Genomic DNA, 20,952 nt, shown 5'->3' with positions numbered 1-20,952 from the left:
CGATTATAACCGTATCATGTAGTGGATGCTCACGAAGAACGTTTTGCCAGTGCGAAACAATGAGGAGGATTATCAATGTCGTTTAAGGTTGCATTTATTGGTGCCGGAAGTATTGGTTTTACAAGAGGACTTTTGCGAGATTTACTTGCTGTGCCGGAATTTCGGGATATACAGGTAGCATTTACCGATATCAATTCGCACAATCTGGAGATGGTTACCCAGCTTTGCCAGCGGGACATCGATGAGAACGGACTACAAATTAGCATTCAAGCTACTACAGACCGCAGAGAAGCTGTCAGAGATGCGAAGTATGTGTTTGTGGTCGTTCGGGTCGGAGGGCTCGAAGCGTTTCAGCATGATGTGGACATTCCGCTTAAGTACGGCGTGGACCAGTGTATTGGTGATACGCTGTGTGCGGGCGGTATCATGTATGGACAGCGCGGCATTGCTGCGATGCTGGATATTTGCAAGGATATCCGTGAGGTTGCAGATCCCGCTTGTTTAATGCTGAATTATGCCAATCCGATGGCGATGCTGACATGGGCTTGCAATAAGTACGGAGGGGTGCGGACGATCGGGCTCTGTCATGGTGTTCAGGGTGGTCATGCGCAAATCGCTCAAGCGTTTGGCTTAAAGCAAGAAGAAGTGGACATTGTATGCGCCGGAATTAATCATCAAACCTGGTATGTGCAAATCAAACACCGCGGCGAAGATTTGACCGGTAAATTGCTGGAAGCGTTTGAGCAGGACCCGGAATTTGTCCAAACGGAGAAGGTACGCCTTGATATGCTGAAACGTTTCGGATATTACAGTACAGAATCCAACGGACATTTAAGCGAGTATTTGCCTTGGTACCGCAAGCGTCCTCAGGAAATCCTTGAATGGATTGATCTTGGTGTGTGGATCAACGGCGAAACTGGAGGCTACCTCAGGGTGAGCACAGAAGGCCGTACCTGGTTCGAGAGCGATTTCCCGAACTGGATGAAGGATCCGGCGATGACTTATACAGAAGAATCACGCAGCGAAGAACATGGCTCCTATATTATTGAGGGACTGGAGACTGGCAGGGTGTACCGGGGACATTTTAATGTAATGAATAACGGCATTATTACCAACCTGCCTGATGACGCCATTATTGAAGCGCCAGGTTATGTAGATCGCAACGGGATTAATATGACACAGGTGGGCGACTTGCCTCTTGGCTGTGCAGCCGTGTGCAATGTGAGCATCTCTGTCCAGCGTCTGGCTGTTGAAGCCGCCGTGCATGGCGATGATATGCTGCTTCGTCAATCCATGATGATGGATCCGCTTGTGGGTGCCGTATGCAATCCGCCAGAGATCTGGCAAATGACGGATGAGCTTTTGGTTGCTCAAGCACCATGGCTGCCGCAGTATAGTGATGCTATCACCGCGGCAAGTAAGCGTCTTGCAGCTGGTAATCTAATTCCAACCAACGGCAATGAAGGGGCAGCGCGACTGAATATAAAGACGGTGGAAGAAATGCAGCAAAATCGGGAGCTAGCTAACAAAAATGCCGGAGCAGCGGATAAAGCCCAGGAGCGTCCGGCTGCAGCAAAAGCAACTCATTAAGGGAATAAACATCGATGGGCTAACAAATATCAGGGAAATACCTATGTGTATTCCCTGATATTTTCATGTTCAAAGACCCTCGAAAGTCCTTCATTTTTACTAAAACAACTACGTTCTCTGACGGCTCGTGAGTAAGTTAAGTTTGCAAAAAAGCAGGATTTTGCATATAGGGCGAGAAATGGTTACTATCCGATTCTTATTTATCAGGAATGGAAGTGAACATGTTGGAACTAATACCTAGCAGCTACAACTATTGTCTCGTGGTACTTTCAGTGATCATTTCCTTGTTTGTTTCTTACTGTACACTAGAAATTTGTGAGAAAGTCATTTCCTCGCGTGAACGGACCCGGTTGATTTTGATGATTTTGGCTTCTGTTGTCATGGGACTTGGCATATGGTCGGTACACTTTATTGGCATGCTGGCTTTTCATCTGCCAGATGGCGTGAATTATGATTTTACTATGCTGGTACTCTCCATGCTGCTGCCCATGGTCGGTGCGTGGGCTGCTTTTGCGGGGATCACAAGTGCAAATCTGACCATCACGCGGATGTTCCTATCGGGTTTATTCATGGGTCTTGCCATAGCAGGAATGCATTACACGGGCATGGCTTCCATGAGTATGCAGGGAGAGATCAGAATTGTTTATAATATTTACCTTGTGGCTGTTTCCATTCTGATTGCCTTCGGCATTTCATTTGGGGCGTTGTGGGTATCCTCCAGGCATCTAAGAGGGGCTGGCAGATGGGGCTTTGGTTTAAAGGCTGCAGCCATTATGTTTCTGGGCACTGCGATTACGGGCATGCATTACACAGGCATGTCAGCGGCACATATTTACTTGAATGATTCAGAGCTGAGCGATCCGCTGCGTATTTCAGGCATCAACAATTTACTGCTTGCTTTACTAATCGGAGCGGCGACGATATTTGTGCTGCTTTTGATCACGATCGGTCAATACATGGACCGCAATTTTGCATTCCGATTGGCAGAGTCCAACAAGAAAAGGTACGATTCCACCTTCGAGCACAATCCTGATCTGGTGTGCATGTTTGATATTGCAGGGAGGCTATTGCGCACAAATCCTGCAGCAGAGAGGATCACAGGCTATGACTCCCAGCAATTCGTGAGCAAGCCGTTTACCCAGTTTCTTAACCGCAGAGATATCGTGAAGATTAGATCTTGTTTTACAAAAGTAGTAGGGGGGCAGCCGCAAACGGTTGAATTTACGATCAAGCATAAGCGGGGTCATCCCGTTTATTTGAGTACAACGATTGTGCCGCTCACGTCAGAAGCAAATATCGTGGAAATATACACCATCTCCAAGGATATTACGGAACAGAAACGGGCTGAGCAGGAGCTGATTTTGGCTAAAGTGGAGGCGGAGCATGCCGCCAAGGTGAAAAGCGAGTTTTTGGCAATCATGAGTCATGAAATCCGTACCCCGCTTAACGGAGTAAATGCGATGTCGCAGCTGCTGCTGGATACTCCGCTAACCGATGAGCAGGTGGAATATGTCAAAATCATAAACAAGAGCGGAAACTCGCTGCTCTCTGTCATTAACGACGTTCTTGATTTCTCAAAGATGGAATCTGGTAAGACAGCCCTGCAAGAGGAACCTTTCGATCTTAACGAATGTCTAAATGAGACTGTGCAATTATTTGCCCTGCAAACGCAAGAAAAAAAACTTCACATTTCCTGTGAATGTGATCCCCGCCTGCCCGCGTTACTCGTGGGGGATGAAGTCAGACTAAGGCAGATCCTTATAAATCTGGTAGGCAATGCCGTCAAATTCACCGAGCAGGGGTTCGTGAAAGTTAATGTTGTGCAAGCTTCCAAGAAAGCAAATCAGATAGAGCTGGAATTCTCTGTTATAGATACGGGTCCAGGTATCCCTCGTGAGTGTATTCCACGGCTTTTTCAGCCTTTTTACCAGCTGGATTCCTCGCTTGCTCGCAAGCATGAAGGGACAGGGCTCGGACTCGCTATTTGCAAAAAGTTAGTGGAAATGATGGGGGGAACGATTTACGTATTACCGGCAGAGGGTCCGGGAGCGACTCTTGTTTTTACCATTCGTGTCCGTTATAAAGATGCTGTGAGCTTATAGAAGCTTTGCCAAACAGACCTGTTCCTGTGTAAAATGAGATAGAATCGTTATATAAATAAAGGAGTGGGATTTGTGACGTTGGGGGCTAGAGTCCTAAAAACAGGGATTGCGGTTACGCTATCTCTGTATATTAGCGAGCTTTTCGGATTCTCGCCAGCTGTAATCGCCGCCGTTGCGGCTATATTTGCCATGCAGCCTTCGATTTACCGTTCATGGCGTTATTTTCTGGAGCAGCTTCAGACCAATACGCTTGGTGCGATACTTGCTTTGCTTGCCGGATTGATTTTCACGAATCAGCCTATTATTGTGGGGCTTGTCTGTATTTTGGTCATTATGATTTGTTTGAAAATTAATATGGAAGAGACGATCGGGTTAACCTTGGTAACCGTTATTGCTGTGATGGAGGCTTCTGGGCAGTGGGATTTTGCATTAAACCGGTTTTTGCAAATATTGATAGGGATCGGATCCGCATTTCTGATTAACATTTTATTCTTCCCTCCTAAACCGAAGGTTCAACTGCTTGCTCAAATGCAGACTGTCTTTACGACCTTATCTTTGCTGCTCCGGACAGCAATTTCAGATGAAATCAAGGAGAAGATTTTTCGTGAAGAAAAAAAGAGCTTGGAAGAGGGTTTGAAATCACTCGAAGATAAATACAAGCTGCTTGAGGAAGAGCAGAAAAAAATGAAGCGTGCCAAATACAGCCATATTCGCAATCTTGTCGTGTATAAGCAGATGCTGCACAGCCTTCATAAGGGCCTGGAGATTCTCGAAGCCATTGAACAGCATTTCTTCCAGGCAGAGCGAACCCCGGAGATTAATGCTTATTTTGATCACCATCTGGAGCAATTAATCAAATATCATGAGCATGTACTGCTGAAATTCAATGATAAGCTCAAATCGGAAAGCTCAGATTTAACGAGAATGGAAGAAGCCAACGATACGTTTATGCAAATGTTTATGAGTCTGTACAAAGATTCAGGGGATGAAGTGTTCCGGCTGTCCATTGTGGCGTCCGTAGTGTATGATTACGGCTTTCAAACAACTAGACTGGATAAACTGGTTGAACAGTACAATAAAGGGCAGGAGGCGTGACTCAGGTGTGTCTTAGAGGGAGATAGCAAGATGAAGAAAGGGAGGGAACGAACTTGGAATTTGCAAGACTATACCTTGTCCTTATTATTCTTATAGTCCTAGCAGTGGGATGTATCCTTGTAATGAAATTTCAAAAGCCGCGCAAGCCAACCAATGTCTTGAAATTCCCGAAGCGTTCGGGAAAATCGCGTCAAATCCCCAAGCAAGCCTGCTCCTATTGTAAAAAGAAAGCTCCAGCGTTATCCTTCTATTCAGATCAAGGGAATAAAGTCATCGGAGTTTGCCGGGAATGCAAGCCGCAGGCAGAGCGTCTAGGCTTGCTGCGGCTTTAAGCATTTAGCAATGATTATTTAATGACGAGGACAGGAACTTTGGAATGCTGAACGACATTATGGCTGACGCTTCCAAGCACAAATTCACGGATACCGCCGAGCCCTCTGCTCCCCATTACGATCAGATCGCAGCTTTGTTCCCCGGCATAATCCAACAGATCAAACGCGGGCTGGCCTTGCTTAAGAACAATATTTGTATTTGGATGGGAGGCGACTGTATCCCGGGCTCCATCCATGAGCTTCTCAGCTTGCTCGTAGTATTCTTTATCATAGCTGGCTGGAGCTGGTATTAAAGCTTCGCCGATAACAAAAGCAGGGAATTGGTACACATGAACTACATGAAGCCGGGCAGATGGATTATCCGTAACCAAATTAAGCGCATAAGTGAGAGCCTTCTTCGATAAGTCAGAACCATCATAAGCAACAAGTACATTAGCAAATACCATCTTACACACCTCGTCTATTCATTATTTGGAGTTCAATGTTATTTTATCACAATAGGGGCAAACAAATCGAATTATAAAGCTTTCTCCTTCATTATGTTTATGTCTGATTGCAGATGCGCATATTAAATGTACCATCATTTAGAATGAGTAGTGGAGGAGCAGCAATGATAAAAACACAGGAATTAAAAACACAAATCAATGAGCTTACCAAACAAAACGACAAGGTATTACTTGAGATGGAGCAGGTCAAGAAGCTGCTGCAGAGCGCCGAGCTGGATCAAGCCAATACGAATCATAGCTCGTCTAACACATCCAATACCACGTCCAATACCACGTCGAACGACTCGTCTAATGCTTCGTCTAATGCCTCTTCATCGGGCGGTCAGGACGATTCTGCTTCCTGTAATCAGAATGACGGACAGCAGAACCAGAACCAGAACCAGAACCAGAACCAGAACCAGAACCAAAACCAGAACCAAAACCAGAACCAAAACCAAAGTCAGGGCCAGGGCAGCGGACAAGGGGATCAACAGAGCGGAGGCCAGGGGGCTTCAAATTCACAAAACCCGCAAAGCGGAGATGTGCCTCAACTAGCTAATGATTTGCTGCAAATCAAGGATCTTGTCGAAAAACTGGAACAAAAGACATCACAGTTTGTCGGCGGGCAATCAAATGGGACCTTAGCAGAAAAAGATGTGGTCAATTTAGTATTAATTTTGATGAATGGGATGGTAGATTGGGCGAGTGATTACGTTTCAAGCAAAAGCAAATAATCTGGATATTCGTAAAAAAAGCCGCCACTGGCGGCTTTTTGTCTATCCTCAAAAATAAATCCGGAGGCGCATTGTACGAGCTTTAAAAATTTATGAAATTTTAAAGCGATTCGACAATTTACACTTATTTACATACGAGGTAAAAACCTATAAAGTTAAGAGAGTAAGCTAAGAAAAAGATAAGGTGAGGTGGCTTAATGAAAGAGATTGGTATTTATAACATTATGGAGCAAATTGGAATATCACCGTCGCAAATTGAAAAATGGAATTGGCTTCAATCCAAGCAAAATGAAAGTGATTATGAACCCGATTCTGCCTCAATATTGCAGCTTGCAGATCCATCTCTCATCGACGCCCCATCAAGTCATGAGATTGCTTTTTAATAATGAATAGATAAGCAATCCATAGGATAAAACTTTTGAGCTAGATCCCCGTAAACGCATACATATATTTTTTGCTTTCCTCCCGAGGGAGGGTTCATGTGCATGAATGCGGGTTTCCTGTATTCATGCACATTTGAACAGCTAGATTATATAGTGGCTTTTGCTATATCATTCATTGCAGCGGATTTAAACATCTGCTTGGCACAATATTCAATAATGTCGCTTCTGCGGACAATTCCGATAAATTTATCAGAATCATCAACCACCGGGACAAAGTTTTGTACCTTAGCCAAATCTATCAAATCATCCATATTCGCATGGATATGGACTGGTTTATTATTCATTCGCAGGGGAACCTCCTGCAGCAGGTGACGATGGGCAAGCTCGAAGCCGATATGCTCGTTATTTTTTAGAAACCACAGCAAGTCCCCCTCTGTTACAGTCCCCAGATAATGTCCTTGTTCCGAAAGAATAGGTACTGCCGTGTAGCGGTGATACTCCATACGCTCCAATGTTTGTCTTAGAGTAGCATGTGGTGTTGTAGTAATGACTTCTTTTTTGGGAAGTAGAAAAAAAGCGATATTCATGAGTCCAAACTCCTTTGCAGCATATTTCTTCTCTAATTTGATTTCTCTATGATAGTGTCTAAATAGGTCTTCAGGTCTTCTCTCTACGTGTTCTCCTCTATTGTATCAAAAAAACCGAATAGAATCTAAGTCTATGTTTTGGTTAAATAAAAGCGGCGTGAATTAAATCCTGTTCCTCGTCTTTGGAAGCAAGCGGGAAAGTAATGGTGAACTTAGTTCCCTGATCAATAAAGCTTTCAACCTCGATAGTGCCTTGGTGATCTTGAACAATTTTGTGGCAAATCGAAAGACCAAGACCAGTGCCGCTATCCTTTGTTGTGAAAAAGGGATGGAAGATCTTTTCAAGTTGATCCGCGGGTATACCTTTTCCGGTATCGGCTATTTCCAGTACTGCATATTGATTCTGACGATTTAGCCGCAAGCTGATAACTCCATTTTCGGGCATCGCTTCGTAAGCATTTTTCACAATATTAAGCAGAAGCTGGACCATCTTATCCTGATCCATAACTACGTTTATTTGCTCTTGGGTGCATTCATAGAGGATTTCATGACCGAGCCTGGTTGCCTCTGATTCCGTTAATGAGATAACACGTTGAAAGCATTCATGAAGAGAGTGGACGCGAAATTGAGTCGCATGCGGCTTGGAGAATTGCAGGAATTCAGCGGTCAGATCACTCATCCGATTTATTTCATCCATAATAAGCGCATACCAATTCTCAATATTATAGCCGTTTGCTTTCGAAATCTGCAGAAATCCTTTTACAGTGGTGAGTGGATTACGAATTTCGTGAGCCATCCCAGATGCTAGCTCCCCGACTACACGCAGCTTTTCTGAGCGTAATAAATGCTCCTCGCGTTTGAGCCACATTTCCCTTTTCTTCATAAACAGATGATGCTCTGCAACGAGAATGATGCTATCCTTAGTGCTTCCGTCGTCCGGAAATTGAGCGATGCCGTAGGTGATTTGAATGCCTGTCAGCTTCGGAAGCTCGGAATCCAGCTGCTGGCGGGCTCGTACCATCTCTTTGTCGTTTTTCTCAAGCGGGATGGCCAGGGCGAATTCGTCACCACCATAGCGGGAAATAAAAAGATTCTCGGAGAACAAAATCTTGAGCAGCTCAGCTACCTGTTTGAGAATCAAATTTCCCGCCTGAAAGCCCTTTGTAGTATTCATGGATTTCAAATCGGTACAGTCAATCAAGATTAGCAAAAATGGCTTCTCTTGAACAACGAACTCCTCAAGCTTGCGATGAGATTCGTCATAATTGAACAGACCCGTCAGCGTATCGCGGGTGGAAAGAATCTTTTGCTCCCTTTTTAGCATTTCCGTTTGTTTAACCGTCGAGGAGAAAAATCGGGAAATTAAAATGACTGCCAGAAAATTGAATAATTGAAAAATAATGGACAGATGACTCGTTGTAGATAGCTCATTTTCAAGAATAGAAAATGAGATAAGTAAATAAGCGGTTGCATAGGCAAAAGATAAGCTCCAGGCTTTTGCTTTATTTTCTTCACTTAGAGTATCCTTGGCCATGACGAGCAGGTAGAGCGGCATGCACCAATTGAGCTGTGCCACGCCGTGTAAGCAGCAAAGCAGAAGTAATCGTACCCAAGGAGCCCATGCAGGGTGAATCTGAAGCCATTGACTGAGAATGAACATGATGCAGCAAACCACAAGCAGCGCTGTATGAACCGTGCTGTTCATTCCCCAAGAAAATAGAGTGAAAACGAAGGCGTAAGCGTATAAAATAGAATTTAGAACCACCACATCATCTCCTGAGTGCTTTAGGGCAAAGTGGGCTTATGCTACAGCATTTTACACCCATGTTTTAAGTTCTCTATTGATATGCAGAATCCCTGCATTTTCCTGAATTTATTGGAAGTTTTTCGGTGATTGGCAAAAAAAGAACCCGCAGAGCATGAATGCTCCGCGGGTTCGGGATCAAGTTAGAACGTTGGCAGGTTATCCAAATTGTTTGTAGGGTCCCCATCGGCATCCGAACGAAGATGTTCATCGCCATCACGCCCCTTAAAAACATTAACGTGTTCAATTTCTCCATTCTTGGCCATGGCTTGTGCCTGCTTGTAATCAACGACCTGGCCTGAAGATAACTGAAGCTCAACAATATCCCCGTCACCATTTTTTCTTACTGCGACAACTTGCGCTTTAGCATTATTTATCATGATAAGATCGCCTCCCGCACTTAGAATGTGCAGACAGGTATGGATTTATTCATCAAATGTGTAGATTTCATGCTGTTTGATGAAGGTCATAGAGCCCGTTTTACCGATATAGCTCTCCATATCATCATCGTAATGCATTAAATATATTTTGGATTGAGCTTCTTCCGGAAGTGTCAGCAGCTGTTCGAGGGAGGTATGAACCATGGCTTTTCCCTTAAGCTGGCAATCGTGCAAAAGATATGCGCATTGTCTCTTATTCAAAACCTCATGAAGCAGCAGATCAGGACTAAATTGTATATCGGCACTATAAAATATATAATTATTGATAAATAAGGAATAGCTTATTTTATTTGGGATATGTAAGGTTTGAATCAATTCTAGGGTAAGTCCTTCATGGACAACGGAGGGTACCCTTTCTTCGAGGAAAACAAGATCGAAGAAATCCGATAAGCCGAGCAAATTTTCTTCGATATTCTCAAGACCACCCTTAAGCGTGTTCTCCCAAAGCTTGTCTACCAGTAAGGGGGAAATGAACAGCTTTATTCTTTTGTGATAACTGTAATGAAGCCGAAAGGCCATTTCCTCAAGTCCGCCTACATGGTCGGCATGAATATGTGTAATCAGAATACCGTCAAGCTGATCAGGTGTAATATCCAATTCATGCAAGGACCTTGCAGCAGTGAAGCCGCAGTCAATAAGAATTTTAAAATCTGTAAGTAAGATCAGCGCATTTGTATTGTAATAAGCTTTGGCAAATGCACTGCCAGTTCCAAGCATTTGGATTTGAAAACTCATTCAGCTGCCCCCAGTTTTCGACAAAAGTCATACTTTTTCTAATGTAGCATGGGATGGCGCCATATTTCAACCATTATATGAGATCACTTTTGAACATAGGGGCCGCGATGGTATACTAATTTGGAAGATAGAAAGGAGGGAGTTATCTGATTGTGCCCACAACCTCGTACTTACATATGATATTATTGCTGGGATCACTTGGAGCTGCATTAGGCGTTACTTTCATTAGATTGCGTGCTGCCAACAAACCAGTAAATGTGATGAAAATTATTATGCCTCCTCTGGGCATGAGTACTGGCTTCCTAATGTTTCTGGCTCCGATGATGAGAATTCCTGTGAGTTGGGCGCTGTGCGCTTTTCTGGTAGGTTCTGTGGTATTCGCGTACCCGCTTATTCGGACTTCGAGATTTCATAGTATCAACGGCCACATTTACCTGCGCCGCTCGAAAGCGTTCGTATGGATATTGCTTCTGTTACTGGTTGTCCGGTTATCGCTTCATGAGTATATCGAATCTTATGTGACCACGTTTCAAACGGCTGCTATCTTCTTTATCCTGGCTTTCGGCATGCTGCTGCCCTGGCGTATCTCCATGTATATCCAGTTTAGAAAACTGCAAGCTCATACAGAGATCCCTATTCCCAAGAACGGCTAATACTTGACATGTTCAGCTGAACTTCCCGTTTTTCATTTGCTTCACAATAAGATGATCCAGCTTTTCACTAATTTCCAGCACTTTGGGATGGCGAAAGTTGTACTTATACTGTGCCGCCGCGGACTCCAGTTTTCGTTTGAGACAATTAATTTCCAGATCGAACTTAATTTGACGAGACATGGCATGGAGTCCTCCTAAATTTATGATTATATGCTATTAGTTTACATGATTTACCTAAAAAATGGTACCCTAATTTCAACTCCTGTCGAATAAAGTAGAAACCTTGGAGGGGGAGGAAAAGGATGATTTGGCTCGTTACATGCACACTTCTTGTTTTGCTGCTTGGAATGCTGGGAATTTCTTTGTATGTAGGTTGGAACCTAACCCATCCGGCAAGGCGCCTGCTTGAAGAATCCCCAAGTTTATATGGAATAGCCTATGACAATATGGAATTCCACAGCAGAACAAAGGATGTTTTACTGAAAGGCTGGTTTTTGCCTTGCGCGTTGAATTCCACTCATTCTGAGCCGAAAATGACACTTATTCTTTCGCATGGCTATGCGGGAAATCGTCTAGAGAAAGGGCTGCCAGCCTTGGCACTGGCTAAATCGCTTGTTGCGAATGGCTTCCACGTGTTGATGTTTGATTTTCGCAATTCTGGAGAATCAGAAGGACGATTGACGACAATAGGGATGCTTGAAAAGCAGGATCTGCTCGGCGCTATCGATTGGGTTAAGGAGCACCAGCCTGGAAAGATCGGTCTTATTGGCTTTTCTATGGGTGCTACAACCTCGCTGCTTGCTGCTGCAGAAGAACCTGAAATCGTCGGTGTGGTGGCAGACAGTCCCTTCAGCCAGCTTAAGCCTTACCTACACAAAAATTTGTCTGTATGGTCACGCCTTCCCCACTTCCCTTTTACTCCTCTGATTATGGCTATATTACCCGTTTTGACAGGAATTGACACACGCCAAGTTGATGCATTTGCAGCATGTGAACGAATTCATCCCAGACCGTTATTGTTTATACACAGCCGCGATGATCAGGCCATTCCATACACGCAAAGTGAGCGGATGTGGAGCCAGCACAAGGGTAGTTTTGAGTTTTGGCAAACTGCTAATGTAGGGCATGTAGGAACCTATCATTCTTACCCGGATGAATATACTTCCAGAGTTCTCGGTTTTTTTAATAACTTGCTCATTTAACGCAACTCTTCAGTATCTCTGGAGTATAAATTAGCGGACATGAATATTACTCACAGGGCTGGAGGTCAAGAGAATGAAGGTTCAAAGGTTGTTTACTTTGATGCTGGTATTTTTCGTTTTAAGCACGGCTACGGTATTAGCATCATCGATTTGGGGGGATTTTGAAGGGTATAGTAAAGCAAGGGTTATGGTGAACGGTGACGTTCAGCAATTTAGCGATTCGGAGGTGCCGGCGTTTATCGTAAACGGCAGTACGGTTCTACCGCTTCGTAGTCTTGCAGATTCACTGCAGAGCTTGGTTAAATGGGACAACTCCAACAAGACGGTTTCTTTATTTAAGCCAAATGTGCATATGATTACTGTGGAAAAGATCGATATTGATGGAAAGTCCTATCAATTGAAGCAACCTTTCGGGGAAGTCAAACAGGGCAAGAAAATCGATTTCGATGTTTTTACACAGGTGGATAATTTAAAGGCGAATATTTCATCGGTCAAGATTTCTGTTAAATCACCAAGTGGCAGCGATGCTGTTGCAGCAGTAGAGAAGGCAATCACAAAACAAACAGAGGCATTCTGGCTGCCAGTCCGTTTTAGCGGGGTATCTTTTGAGGAATCAGGCATTTATAATGTGACATTTGCTATGAAGCTGGAAGGCAGTAATGAATACAGCGTGGTGTCTGAGAAACAAATCGTAGCTAAATAGATATCAGGAAGCAGAAATGACATTTAGTTGGCTCAGAAGGATAGCTCATAAGGGTTTGACCTCTTTCCGTGAACATGTTAGGATATGTTTGAAAACAATTTTTTACGAAAAGAGGTTCTACCAGTGAGCGATCATAAGCATGATGATCATGTCCATGGCCCAGACTGTGACCATGATCATGAACATGGAGAAGACGTATTTGTCGTAACCGACGAGAATGGTGAAGAACATGAAATGGTCATGGTATACACCTTTGAATCAGAGGATCAAGCATACGCCGTACTTTTGGATCGTAATGATCCGGATGCAGACGGGGTTATTTTTCGCATTGAGGAAGAGAATGAGGAAGCTTTCCTGGTTAATATCGAAGATGAAGCCGAGTGGGAGCGCGTTGTCAGCATCTACAATGATGCCGTAGCTCAAGAATCCGAAGAATAAGAGTGATACATAAACGGCAAATAAAGAGCCCTTGCAGAATGTGAAGTTCTGCAGGGGCTCTTTGTGTACTCTATCATTTTCTAGGGTTGAAATACATAATTCTACCATTAAACAAATGCAGCTCTGCTTTAAGCTGTTTCCCCAGATGCTTGCATAATTCATTGCCCTTGGACTTATCGCCATGGGTGGCATCATCAGGAAGAACAACTTGGACAAAATGCTGATCCGTTTCGTTTACCTGCTTCTTTCCGACTCCAAATACGATGTATTTGTAGAGCGGGTTGGTGCCCTTGAGATAGAACCATTGATTATCCGCCTCAGGCTTTGTTTCGATCGTATAGGGAAATCCTGCTTCATCGTATTCCCAGCCGAGCTGCTCGGCGGTTTTGGAAAGCTGGTCCCGATAGTGCAGCAGCTTCTCCTTCAGCTCGTCCAAGCTTAACGCAGGGACGGCGGAACCTGTTACCAATTTGATATACGCGCTTTGACCCATATTGTTTCTTAAGCACCTCCAACCAGCACATTTTCAACAACATCATAGCATCAGAAGCGTGGTTTTACAATGTTTTTGAGTGCGGGCTGTAAGAAGGCCAGAAGCGGACTTAGAAGATCGCGCGCGTTTCAACGATAACTTTTACATTCTGAACGCTGCGGTCCTCGGGTCCCTTTACAGGAAGTCCAACCTCGACATGCTCCACAATATAGTCGATGAGCTCTTGTGTAATAACCTCTCCCGGCAAAAGAATTGGAATGCCAGGCGGGTACACATAAATGAACTCGGCAATGATGCGGTCAGCGGCGTCTTTGAACGGCAGCGTCTCTGTTTCTCCATAAAAAGCGTCACGTGGAGATATAGTCAGCTGAGGGATAGCAGGGACCTTAATAACTACATCATTGACATTTTTGATATTATAATTCTGCTCGGAGAGCTCCTTTAAAGCTTTAAGCAGCGCATCCACATTACTTTGGGTATCTCCAGGTGTCACGAGGCACAGGATGTTATACATATCGCTAAGCTCAATTTCAATATTGTAGTGATCCCTAAGCCAGTTTTCCACTTCATAGCCGGTAACTCCGAGTTTTCTCACATGCACACATATTTTGGTCGGGTCATAATCAAAGGTAGCCTCAGAGCCAAGAATTTCTTCTCCAAAGCAATAAAGCCCGGGTATTTCATTAATTTGCTTTCTTGTATACCGGGCAAGCTTAAGTGCTTGCTCAGCCAGCTCGTAGCCGTTAAGTGCTAAATGGCGTCTAGCGGTGTCCAAGGAACCAAGTAAAATATAGGACGTTGAGGTTGTCGTCAGCATGCTGATGATGGTCTGGATCCGTTTGGAATTAACTCTGCCGCCCCTTACATTCAGCACAGAGCTTTGCGTCATGGAGCCTCCCAGCTTATGCACGCTTGTAGCTGCCATATCAGCGCCTGCCTGCATAGCGGAAATCGGCATTTGATCGTGAAAATGAATCAGTGAGCCGTGTGCTTCATCAACGAGCACAGGCATGTTATAGCTGTGCACCAAATCCACGATTTCTTGTAAATTGGCGCAGACTCCAAAGTAAGTAGGGTTGATGACGAGTACAGCTTTGGCATCGGGATGTATCTCGAGTGCTCTGCGGACAGAGCTCGTAGTAATTCCATGATCGATTCCCAGGTTTTTATCACGAACGGGTGAAATGAACACAGGCTTGGCGCCAACGAAAATGATCGCCGCCATCACCGATTTATGCACATTGCGCGGAATGATTATTTTGTCTCCCTCTGAGCAGACGGTCATAATCATAGTCATTATAGCGCCACTTGTTCCTTGTACCGAGAAGAACGTATGGTCCGCGCCAAAGGCATCAGCAGCTAGCTGCTGCGCTTCCTCGATAATGCCCATAGGTTGATGGAGGTCATCAAGCGGTGCTATATTAATAAGATCGATGGAAAGGGCATTGTCTCCAATAAAGGAACGAAATTCCGGATCCATTCCAACACCCTTCTTATGTCCTGGAATATGAAATTGAATTGGATTCTGCTTCGCATGACGAAGCAGAGCGGAGAACAGGGGCGTGTTATGATGATCCACCTGAGCATCTCTTCCCTTCTGTAGTGGATTTGTTGAGCGATAAAGCAAACAAACTGAGTATATCAAACTAGGGCCTGGATGCAAGTGAATTTTTTAAAAATAGTTTGTAGATTTCCGGGAAAAGATAATATTTGGGAACAAAAGTGATCGAAGATTAACAAATTTATCAATCCGTGTGGAGGTCGCTGTTATGGAATGGCTGCATAAATGGAAAGACAAACCGATGCTTTCCCCCTTTGTTTTGAAATTATTGTTTATTATGTTTGTCGTGGAATTCGTAAAAGGAGCTTTATTATTAACCATTCTGCCCGTTTATATGAAAACGACGCTCGGAGCCTCCGCTTTCATCATAGGCTGGACGCTCGCTGCCCAATACATTGGAGATAATGTACTGCGCACACCTGTAGGCTGGATCATCGATAAAATCGGTTACCGGATCACGATGCTTAGCGGTGTTCTTTTAACTTTCATATCCGTCGTTATTGTGGCCACCAGCTCTCAGTACATGGGGATCATTGTCGCTTGTGCTCTGCTTGGTCTTGGGACTGCGCCGCTATGGCCATGTGTAATAACAGGTACAACAGAAATGGCCGGAGATAAGCCAAAGGGGACAAGCATGAGTGTTGTCTATATGTCCTGGCTGCTGGGAGTCGGGCTTGGGCCGGTCGTTATTAACTTTTTTATCATTGGGGCTGATTATCACATTGCTTTTCGCTTGTTGATTGGCTGTATGACGGCTGTCATTCTCGTTGCTTTGTTTCTTCCAAGAAGACCATCGGTTACCTCGGAAGTGAAGGATGTCAGGAGAGAGAGAGTAAAGGGGGCAACGGACAGATTCAGCAGAATGATGACCTATTTAAGGGAAGTGAAGCGCTCCATGTCGTTTAGTCCGCTTTTATTTCCTGCCATGTTTGCCCAGACCTTTGCACTAGGCATCCTGACTCCTATCCTGACCTTGTATGCGAAGGATGTGCTGAAGCTTTCTTCTTCTGAGTACAGTCTGTTCCTTGTAGTAGGGGGTGGAGTAACGGTTGCTTTACTAATACCTGTTGGAAGGCTGGTGGATCGTTTGGGTGTTCACTGGTTTCTGACGATTGGCTTTGCGCTCAGCGCTATCACATTACTCGTATTCACCTATGTATCTTCAAAGGGTGCTTTGTTCGGACTAGTTGCTGTCTTGGGCGCAGGGTATGCGCTAATTATCCCTTCCTGGAATGGATTGATAGCATCAGTAATCCCTAAGGAGAAAAGGGGAGCGGTCTGGGGCTTCTTTCTTACCATTGAGGGGCTAGGAATGATTATTGGACCGATTGTATCGGGGAAGCTCTGGGACGTGTATGGACCGCATGCGCCATTTATAGCCAGTGGTACTGTTTTGGTTGCTTTGCTCATTTTGCAGGCTTTTATTTCCACCGGGAAAAAAGTTGTGGTACGATAACAGAAATAACGGATTTGGAGGAACGAAAGAGTTGAATAAACAAATTGGGGTCATCATGCTGCTGCTTATGACCATATTTATTGGTTTTGGTATTATTATTCCTATTATTCCGGAGGTCGTAATTGGGGTAGGGGCCAAATTTCATAATGCGCTGCTGTTATCCGTCTATTCTGCGGCATCCTTCTTAATGTCTCCTATCTGGGGTTCGCTCTCAGATCGAATAGGCAGAAGACCGATTATTATGATAGGCTTGTTAGGCTTTAGCCTTAGCTTTCTTATTTTCGGCCTAGCGGGTGGAGAGCTGTGGATTATGTACGCAGCCAGAATATTGGGTGGCTTGTTCTCCGGGGCAGCTACTGCTTGTGCGGTCGCATACGTTGCTGATATTACGACAGATGAGAACCGGACGAAGGGTATGGGACTTGTCGGGATGTCGATTGGTCTTGGTTTTATATTTGGTCCGGCGCTTGGAGGGATCTTAAGCAAATGGGGAACGGAGCTGCCTTTTTTTGTAGCTTCAGGACTTGCGTTTGTGACGTTTTTATTTGCTCTCGCTGCGCTTACTGAATCATTGCCACCAGAGAAGCGTTCGAAACAGCAAGCGGTTAAAACATCCAGATGGGCTGCGTTCGCAGGCTCTCTAAAGTATTTGTACGTGCTTTCCTTTTTTGTTTCGTTTACACTTGCCGGACTGGAGGCCACGCTGCAGTTTTTTCAAATGGAGAAGATCGGGATCACCTCTTACGAGATGGGCTTGATGTTCCTCGTTAGCGGAATTGTGGGAGCTCTTATTCAGGGCGGGGTTGTCAGGAGATTAGTGAAGAAGGGCGCTGAGCAGCGAGTCATAGCGATTGGGCTGGTACTTTCATCTGCAGGCTTTTTCCTGCTCCTGTTTTCTTCGAGTCTGGTTACCGCGGCCATCTATCTCTCCGTATTCTCGGCAGGAAACGCGCTTATACGGCCTTGTGTGACCTCTCTGATCACTCAGAGAACCAAAGTGGGTCAAGGGGTCGCAACAGGCCTGAGCTCATCTATGGACAGTCTGGGACGCATTGCCGGTCCCCTTCTTGGCGGGGCTGTGTTTACTCTCTACAGCGGACTTCCCTTCATCATCGGAGGCATCCTTAGCCTGGCGGCAATACTGCTGCTGTCCAGGTTCGTCTTGCTGGATCGCAAGAGCCTAGCTGAGGCTGCGTAAGTGTAATACATGCTTAGGCCAAGCTCCTTAACCTCTAGGAGCAAGGCCGTGCATGATGAAGTCGATCGTATATTCAATCTCTTGCTCGTCATTCCAATCTGCCTCTGGCAGAAAAAGGAGGCGGATGAGAATGAGCCCGATTGCAGACGAGGCAATGAAACGAATTGCCGTTTCCGTCGGCAGCTCTATCATCTTGCCTTGGACTTGGAAATGCTTCACAATTTTAGTCGCTCTAAGCAGTACCTGTTTGGCAACTATTTCCTTGAATTGCTGCTGCAGCTCCGGGTGAAATGGAATTTCGTGCAGTAGTATTTTAATTACTGACAAATTTTTTTGAGCAAAATTCATGCGGTTATGAATGACCGCTCTTAGGAAATCCTCTACTTCAGGATAATCGGCTTCCAGTACTTTAACGAAATCCTTCAGCGCGAAGGGCGTAATCAGGCGGGTCATAATAGGGGCTACAATGGAGAGCAGCAGCTCTTTTTTTGTTTTGTAGTGCCGGAAAATCGTGCCTTCAGCAACGCCTGCTTTTTGAGCGATTTCGCTGGTGGATGAGCCTGCGAACCCCTTTGACGAAAAAACCTCTACAGCTGCCTGGACGATTTTGATTTGTTTATGTGTCATTTTTTCAGCGTCATCGTTCATTTTAATCAATTCAGCCAGCCACTCATCTACTTCAGACATCTGCTGAAGCCTCCTTACCTTTTTTTCTCATTATATCTTGCGGTACTTTCTTAATGCTACTATGTTAAGCCCCATGAACACTAAAGAGAAGGCGAGGAGCACGAACACATCGAAAGCGATATCGTTCCAGCCGCCTCCTCTGATCATAATGCTGCGCAGGGCATCCGCTCCGTATTTCAGCGGCATGACTGCTGATACCCAGCGCAGCCAGACAGCCATCGAGTCGAGACTGAACAAACCTGAGAAGAATACCTGAGGGACGATAACGAGCGGGATAAATTGAATCATCTGAAATTCATTATTGGCAAAAGCCGAGATCAGCGTGCCGAGCGTTAGCGCTGCAAGCGCAAGCAGTAGTGTGATCAGCAGAACGTACGCAAAGGAGCCGACCATCATCATTCCCAGTATGCGGGTAGCGAACCAGGCGATAAGCGCGGATTGGAGCAGAGTGAAGATTCCGAATCCAAGCACATAACCAACGACAATTTCCCATCGCCTAAGCGGGGTGGCAAGCAGACGTTCCAGTGTGCCGCCGGTTCTCTCCCTGAGAAAGGATATGCCAGAAAGCAAGAAAACAAAGAAGAAGACGAAAAATCCAATCAGAACCGGACCAAAGTTGTCGAAGGCGGCCATTTCTTCTGATCCATGAAGATAACTGACGATAGGCTGTGGCAGCTTTTCCGCCCCCGTTGCGAAGGACTGCAGCGCTTTTTGCCATACCAGTATAACAGCTTTGTTCCTGGCAGGATCGCTCCCCTCCAATTTCAATTGCGGCTGAGGCGATTCTACAGCCTTGCTGATGACGGCATCCAGCCGGCCTGCGCTTAACTCCTCTTCAGCCTTCGTGAGGTCGTAAACAGCAACTTCGACCCCCTGACTGCGCAAAGCGCTTACGACTGCGTCGGGTATTTCGACGGCACCAAATTTTGGCGTATACGTATCTCCATTAAACACAAGCGACATCAAATAAAGGATAAGCATAGGGGCAACGAACATCATGGCCAATGTTCTTTTGTCATGGAATAATTGCTTTAAAATACGAATGATTACAGCGCGGACTCTCATAGCTGCACACTTCCATAGTGAAGAAAGGCTTCTTCGATTGTTGAACTGGCCGTAGCTTGCTTCAGCTCATCAGGTGTCCCAACGGCGATAAGCTTGCCTTCCCTGATCATACCGAGCCTGTGGCACTTATCCGCTTCATCCATCACATGAGTGGTTACTACTATCGTGATGCCTTGCGAGCTCAGTCTTTCGAGCTCCTGCCAAATCGATTTTCTCAAGAGCGGATCGATGCCAACGGTCGGTTCATCAAGAATGAGGATGTCCGGATGATGGAGAAGCGATGCGGCTAGAGATAGCCTGCGCTTCATGCCGCCCGAATAGCTGGCAATTTGTTTGTTCATATGGGGAGTGAGATCTACAAGCTCCATAACCTCATGAATTCGCTGCTTCCGCAAAGCCCCTTTGAGGCCAAAAAGCGTAGCAAAAAAATCAAGATTTTCCTTGGCTGTCAGTTCCGAATACAGTGCTTCGGCTTGAGCCATGTATCCGATTTTTGAAAGCATATCCAATCTCGGCATCCGCTTCTCCTGGACGTATACCTCGCCCGTCGAAGGATCATCAATGCCGGCGATCATCCGGATCAGCGTAGTTTTACCGGAACCGGAGGGACCAAGCAAACCAAAAATCTGCGCTACAGGCACATGCAGGGTAATATCGTGAAGCACGTTGCTGCTGCCGAAATTTTTGCTAACCTGTTCTACTCGAATGGATGCTGGATGGGCCATAAGATAGAAACCTCCTTGACAAATTATAAAGTGAGTAATCACTCACTTAGTATATAGAATTATCTTACTCTGATTCCTTCTTTATGTGAAGTGAGTAATCACTTTTTTTATAAAAAAGTTGTTTAAGTTTTTTAGGGATGAGGGGAATAAGGGGATAGGGAAGAGCGATGGCAGTGCCCGCCTCCTCCGAATTTTGAGCGTGAGCTTCACTTAACGATGTTTTTCATCGTTAAATCAAGTGTTCCAGGTCAATCCGTCACGTTAATGATGATTTTCATCGTTAAAAGAGCTCGGATGGCCTCCTATGGGTCGATAACAGGGATTTAACGATGTTTTTCATCGTTAAAGTAAGGATGTGGACCCGGCCCTGGGCGTTTAACGATGAAAAACAGTTACTACTTAGGTACCTTAAAGAAATTTTGGTGAAATAAAAGGATTCAGGGTACATCATGTGAAATAAGTTAATCAACAAATCTACAAGGAG

23 protein-coding genes are annotated in these 20,952 nt (G+C 45.0%); 12 read left to right on the top strand and 11 right to left on the bottom strand.

Annotation, left to right across the window (positions count from 1 at the left end):
- The first annotated feature begins 75 nt into the window (after positions 1-75).
- The 4 genes from J2Z66_RS20890 (at position 76) to J2Z66_RS20875 (ending at position 5,119) form a co-directional block, all read left to right on the top strand.
- On the top strand, positions 76-1,590 hold the full coding sequence (locus tag J2Z66_RS20890) for an alpha-glucosidase/alpha-galactosidase (protein WP_209973981.1): 1,515 nt from the start codon (positions 76-78) through the stop codon (positions 1,588-1,590).
- A gap of 221 nt (positions 1,591-1,811) precedes the next feature.
- On the top strand, positions 1,812-3,692 hold the full coding sequence (locus J2Z66_RS20885) for an MHYT domain-containing protein (RefSeq protein ID WP_245375715.1): 1,881 nt from the start codon (positions 1,812-1,814) through the stop codon (positions 3,690-3,692).
- A gap of 72 nt (positions 3,693-3,764) precedes the next feature.
- Positions 3,765-4,787, top strand: coding sequence for an aromatic acid exporter family protein (locus tag J2Z66_RS20880; RefSeq protein ID WP_209973979.1), 1,023 nt, complete (start codon positions 3,765-3,767; stop codon positions 4,785-4,787).
- 122 nt (positions 4,788-4,909) lie between these two features.
- Positions 4,910-5,119, top strand: coding sequence for a hypothetical protein (locus J2Z66_RS20875; protein ID WP_209973977.1), 210 nt, complete (start codon positions 4,910-4,912; stop codon positions 5,117-5,119).
- Positions 5,120-5,133: 14 nt separating this feature from the next.
- Here the strand turns inward: J2Z66_RS20875 and J2Z66_RS20870 are convergent, their stop codons facing one another.
- Positions 5,134-5,565: a universal stress protein gene (locus tag J2Z66_RS20870; RefSeq protein WP_209973975.1), complete on the bottom strand. Its 432-nt coding sequence runs from the start codon at positions 5,563-5,565 to the stop codon at positions 5,134-5,136.
- Between the two features lie 164 nt (positions 5,566-5,729).
- On the opposite strand from J2Z66_RS20870, the gene J2Z66_RS20865 reads away from it, so the two are divergent.
- Complete coding sequence (locus J2Z66_RS20865) at positions 5,730-6,338, top strand: hypothetical protein (RefSeq protein WP_209973973.1); 609 nt, start codon at positions 5,730-5,732, stop codon at positions 6,336-6,338.
- A 197-nt stretch (positions 6,339-6,535) separates the two neighbouring features.
- On the top strand, positions 6,536-6,721 hold the full coding sequence (locus tag J2Z66_RS20860) for a hypothetical protein (RefSeq protein WP_209973971.1): 186 nt from the start codon (positions 6,536-6,538) through the stop codon (positions 6,719-6,721).
- 146 nt (positions 6,722-6,867) lie between these two features.
- On the opposite strand, the gene J2Z66_RS20855 is transcribed toward J2Z66_RS20860, so the two are convergent.
- The 4 genes from J2Z66_RS20855 to J2Z66_RS20840 all read right to left on the bottom strand — a co-directional run bounded on the left by J2Z66_RS20855 (position 6,868) and on the right by J2Z66_RS20840 (position 10,287).
- Entirely contained in the window at positions 6,868-7,308 is a 441-nt protein-coding gene (locus J2Z66_RS20855) for a CBS domain-containing protein (protein ID WP_209973969.1), read from the bottom strand.
- Positions 7,309-7,450: 142 nt separating this feature from the next.
- Entirely contained in the window at positions 7,451-9,073 is a 1,623-nt protein-coding gene (locus tag J2Z66_RS20850) for a sensor histidine kinase (RefSeq protein ID WP_312894679.1), read from the bottom strand.
- Between the two features lie 182 nt (positions 9,074-9,255).
- Complete coding sequence (locus J2Z66_RS20845) at positions 9,256-9,492, bottom strand: DUF3892 domain-containing protein (RefSeq protein WP_209973967.1); 237 nt, start codon at positions 9,490-9,492, stop codon at positions 9,256-9,258.
- A 45-nt stretch (positions 9,493-9,537) separates the two neighbouring features.
- Positions 9,538-10,287: an MBL fold metallo-hydrolase gene (locus J2Z66_RS20840; RefSeq protein ID WP_209973966.1), complete on the bottom strand. Its 750-nt coding sequence runs from the start codon at positions 10,285-10,287 to the stop codon at positions 9,538-9,540.
- A gap of 152 nt (positions 10,288-10,439) precedes the next feature.
- Here J2Z66_RS20840 and J2Z66_RS20835 point away from each other — a divergent pair, with 152 nt between their 5' ends.
- A complete protein-coding gene (locus tag J2Z66_RS20835) occupies positions 10,440-10,940 on the top strand; it encodes a CcdC family protein (protein ID WP_312894678.1) in 501 nt (166 codons plus the stop codon).
- Positions 10,941-10,952: 12 nt separating this feature from the next.
- Here the strand turns inward: J2Z66_RS20835 and J2Z66_RS20830 are convergent, their stop codons facing one another.
- Positions 10,953-11,120, bottom strand: a complete 168-nt coding sequence (locus J2Z66_RS20830; protein WP_209973964.1) for an aspartyl-phosphate phosphatase Spo0E family protein — start codon at positions 11,118-11,120, stop codon at positions 10,953-10,955.
- 122 nt (positions 11,121-11,242) lie between these two features.
- Between J2Z66_RS20830 and J2Z66_RS20825 the strand changes: the two genes are divergently transcribed.
- The 3 genes from J2Z66_RS20825 (at position 11,243) to J2Z66_RS20815 (ending at position 13,283) form a co-directional block, all read left to right on the top strand.
- Entirely contained in the window at positions 11,243-12,142 is a 900-nt protein-coding gene (locus tag J2Z66_RS20825) for an alpha/beta hydrolase (RefSeq protein WP_209973962.1), read from the top strand.
- 73 nt (positions 12,143-12,215) lie between these two features.
- Positions 12,216-12,845: a stalk domain-containing protein gene (locus J2Z66_RS20820; protein ID WP_209973960.1), complete on the top strand. Its 630-nt coding sequence runs from the start codon at positions 12,216-12,218 to the stop codon at positions 12,843-12,845.
- Between the two features lie 123 nt (positions 12,846-12,968).
- Positions 12,969-13,283, top strand: coding sequence for a DUF1292 domain-containing protein (locus tag J2Z66_RS20815; RefSeq protein WP_209973958.1), 315 nt, complete (start codon positions 12,969-12,971; stop codon positions 13,281-13,283).
- A 73-nt stretch (positions 13,284-13,356) separates the two neighbouring features.
- Here J2Z66_RS20815 and J2Z66_RS20810 read toward each other — a convergent pair whose 3' ends face one another.
- Both J2Z66_RS20810 and J2Z66_RS20805 read right to left on the bottom strand, forming a co-directional pair.
- On the bottom strand, positions 13,357-13,776 hold the full coding sequence (locus J2Z66_RS20810) for a DUF1885 family protein (protein WP_209973956.1): 420 nt from the start codon (positions 13,774-13,776) through the stop codon (positions 13,357-13,359).
- A 109-nt stretch (positions 13,777-13,885) separates the two neighbouring features.
- Entirely contained in the window at positions 13,886-15,355 is a 1,470-nt protein-coding gene (locus J2Z66_RS20805; RefSeq protein WP_209973954.1) for an aminotransferase class I/II-fold pyridoxal phosphate-dependent enzyme, read from the bottom strand.
- A 190-nt stretch (positions 15,356-15,545) separates the two neighbouring features.
- Here J2Z66_RS20805 and J2Z66_RS20800 point away from each other — a divergent pair, with 190 nt between their 5' ends.
- A complete protein-coding gene (locus J2Z66_RS20800) occupies positions 15,546-16,793 on the top strand; it encodes an MFS transporter (protein WP_209973951.1) in 1,248 nt (415 codons plus the stop codon).
- Between the two features lie 31 nt (positions 16,794-16,824).
- A complete protein-coding gene (locus J2Z66_RS20795) occupies positions 16,825-17,991 on the top strand; it encodes an MFS transporter (protein WP_209973949.1) in 1,167 nt (388 codons plus the stop codon).
- A gap of 27 nt (positions 17,992-18,018) precedes the next feature.
- Here J2Z66_RS20795 and J2Z66_RS20790 read toward each other — a convergent pair whose 3' ends face one another.
- From J2Z66_RS20790 to J2Z66_RS20780, 3 genes are read right to left on the bottom strand one after another with little or no spacing between them, the layout of a single operon-like run.
- Positions 18,019-18,678 carry a TetR/AcrR family transcriptional regulator gene (locus tag J2Z66_RS20790; RefSeq protein WP_209973947.1) on the bottom strand — a complete coding sequence of 220 codons (660 nt, stop codon included), beginning with the start codon at positions 18,676-18,678 and terminating at the stop codon, positions 18,019-18,021.
- A 30-nt stretch (positions 18,679-18,708) separates the two neighbouring features.
- On the bottom strand, positions 18,709-19,743 hold the full coding sequence (locus tag J2Z66_RS20785; RefSeq protein ID WP_209973944.1) for an ABC transporter permease: 1,035 nt from the start codon (positions 19,741-19,743) through the stop codon (positions 18,709-18,711).
- Positions 19,740-20,468 carry an ABC transporter ATP-binding protein gene (locus tag J2Z66_RS20780; protein ID WP_209973942.1) on the bottom strand — a complete coding sequence of 243 codons (729 nt, stop codon included), beginning with the start codon at positions 20,466-20,468 and terminating at the stop codon, positions 19,740-19,742. Before J2Z66_RS20780 ends, J2Z66_RS20785 begins: the two co-directional genes overlap by 4 nt.
- Positions 20,469-20,952 lie beyond the last annotated feature (484 nt).

It is taken from the genome of Paenibacillus eucommiae (assembly GCF_017874215.1).
In the GTDB taxonomy this organism is placed as follows: domain Bacteria; phylum Bacillota; class Bacilli; order Paenibacillales; family NBRC-103111; genus Paenibacillus_AI; species Paenibacillus_AI eucommiae.
Note: the sequence above shows the minus strand (reverse complement) of the source record. Positions and strands in the feature narration are given on the sequence as shown.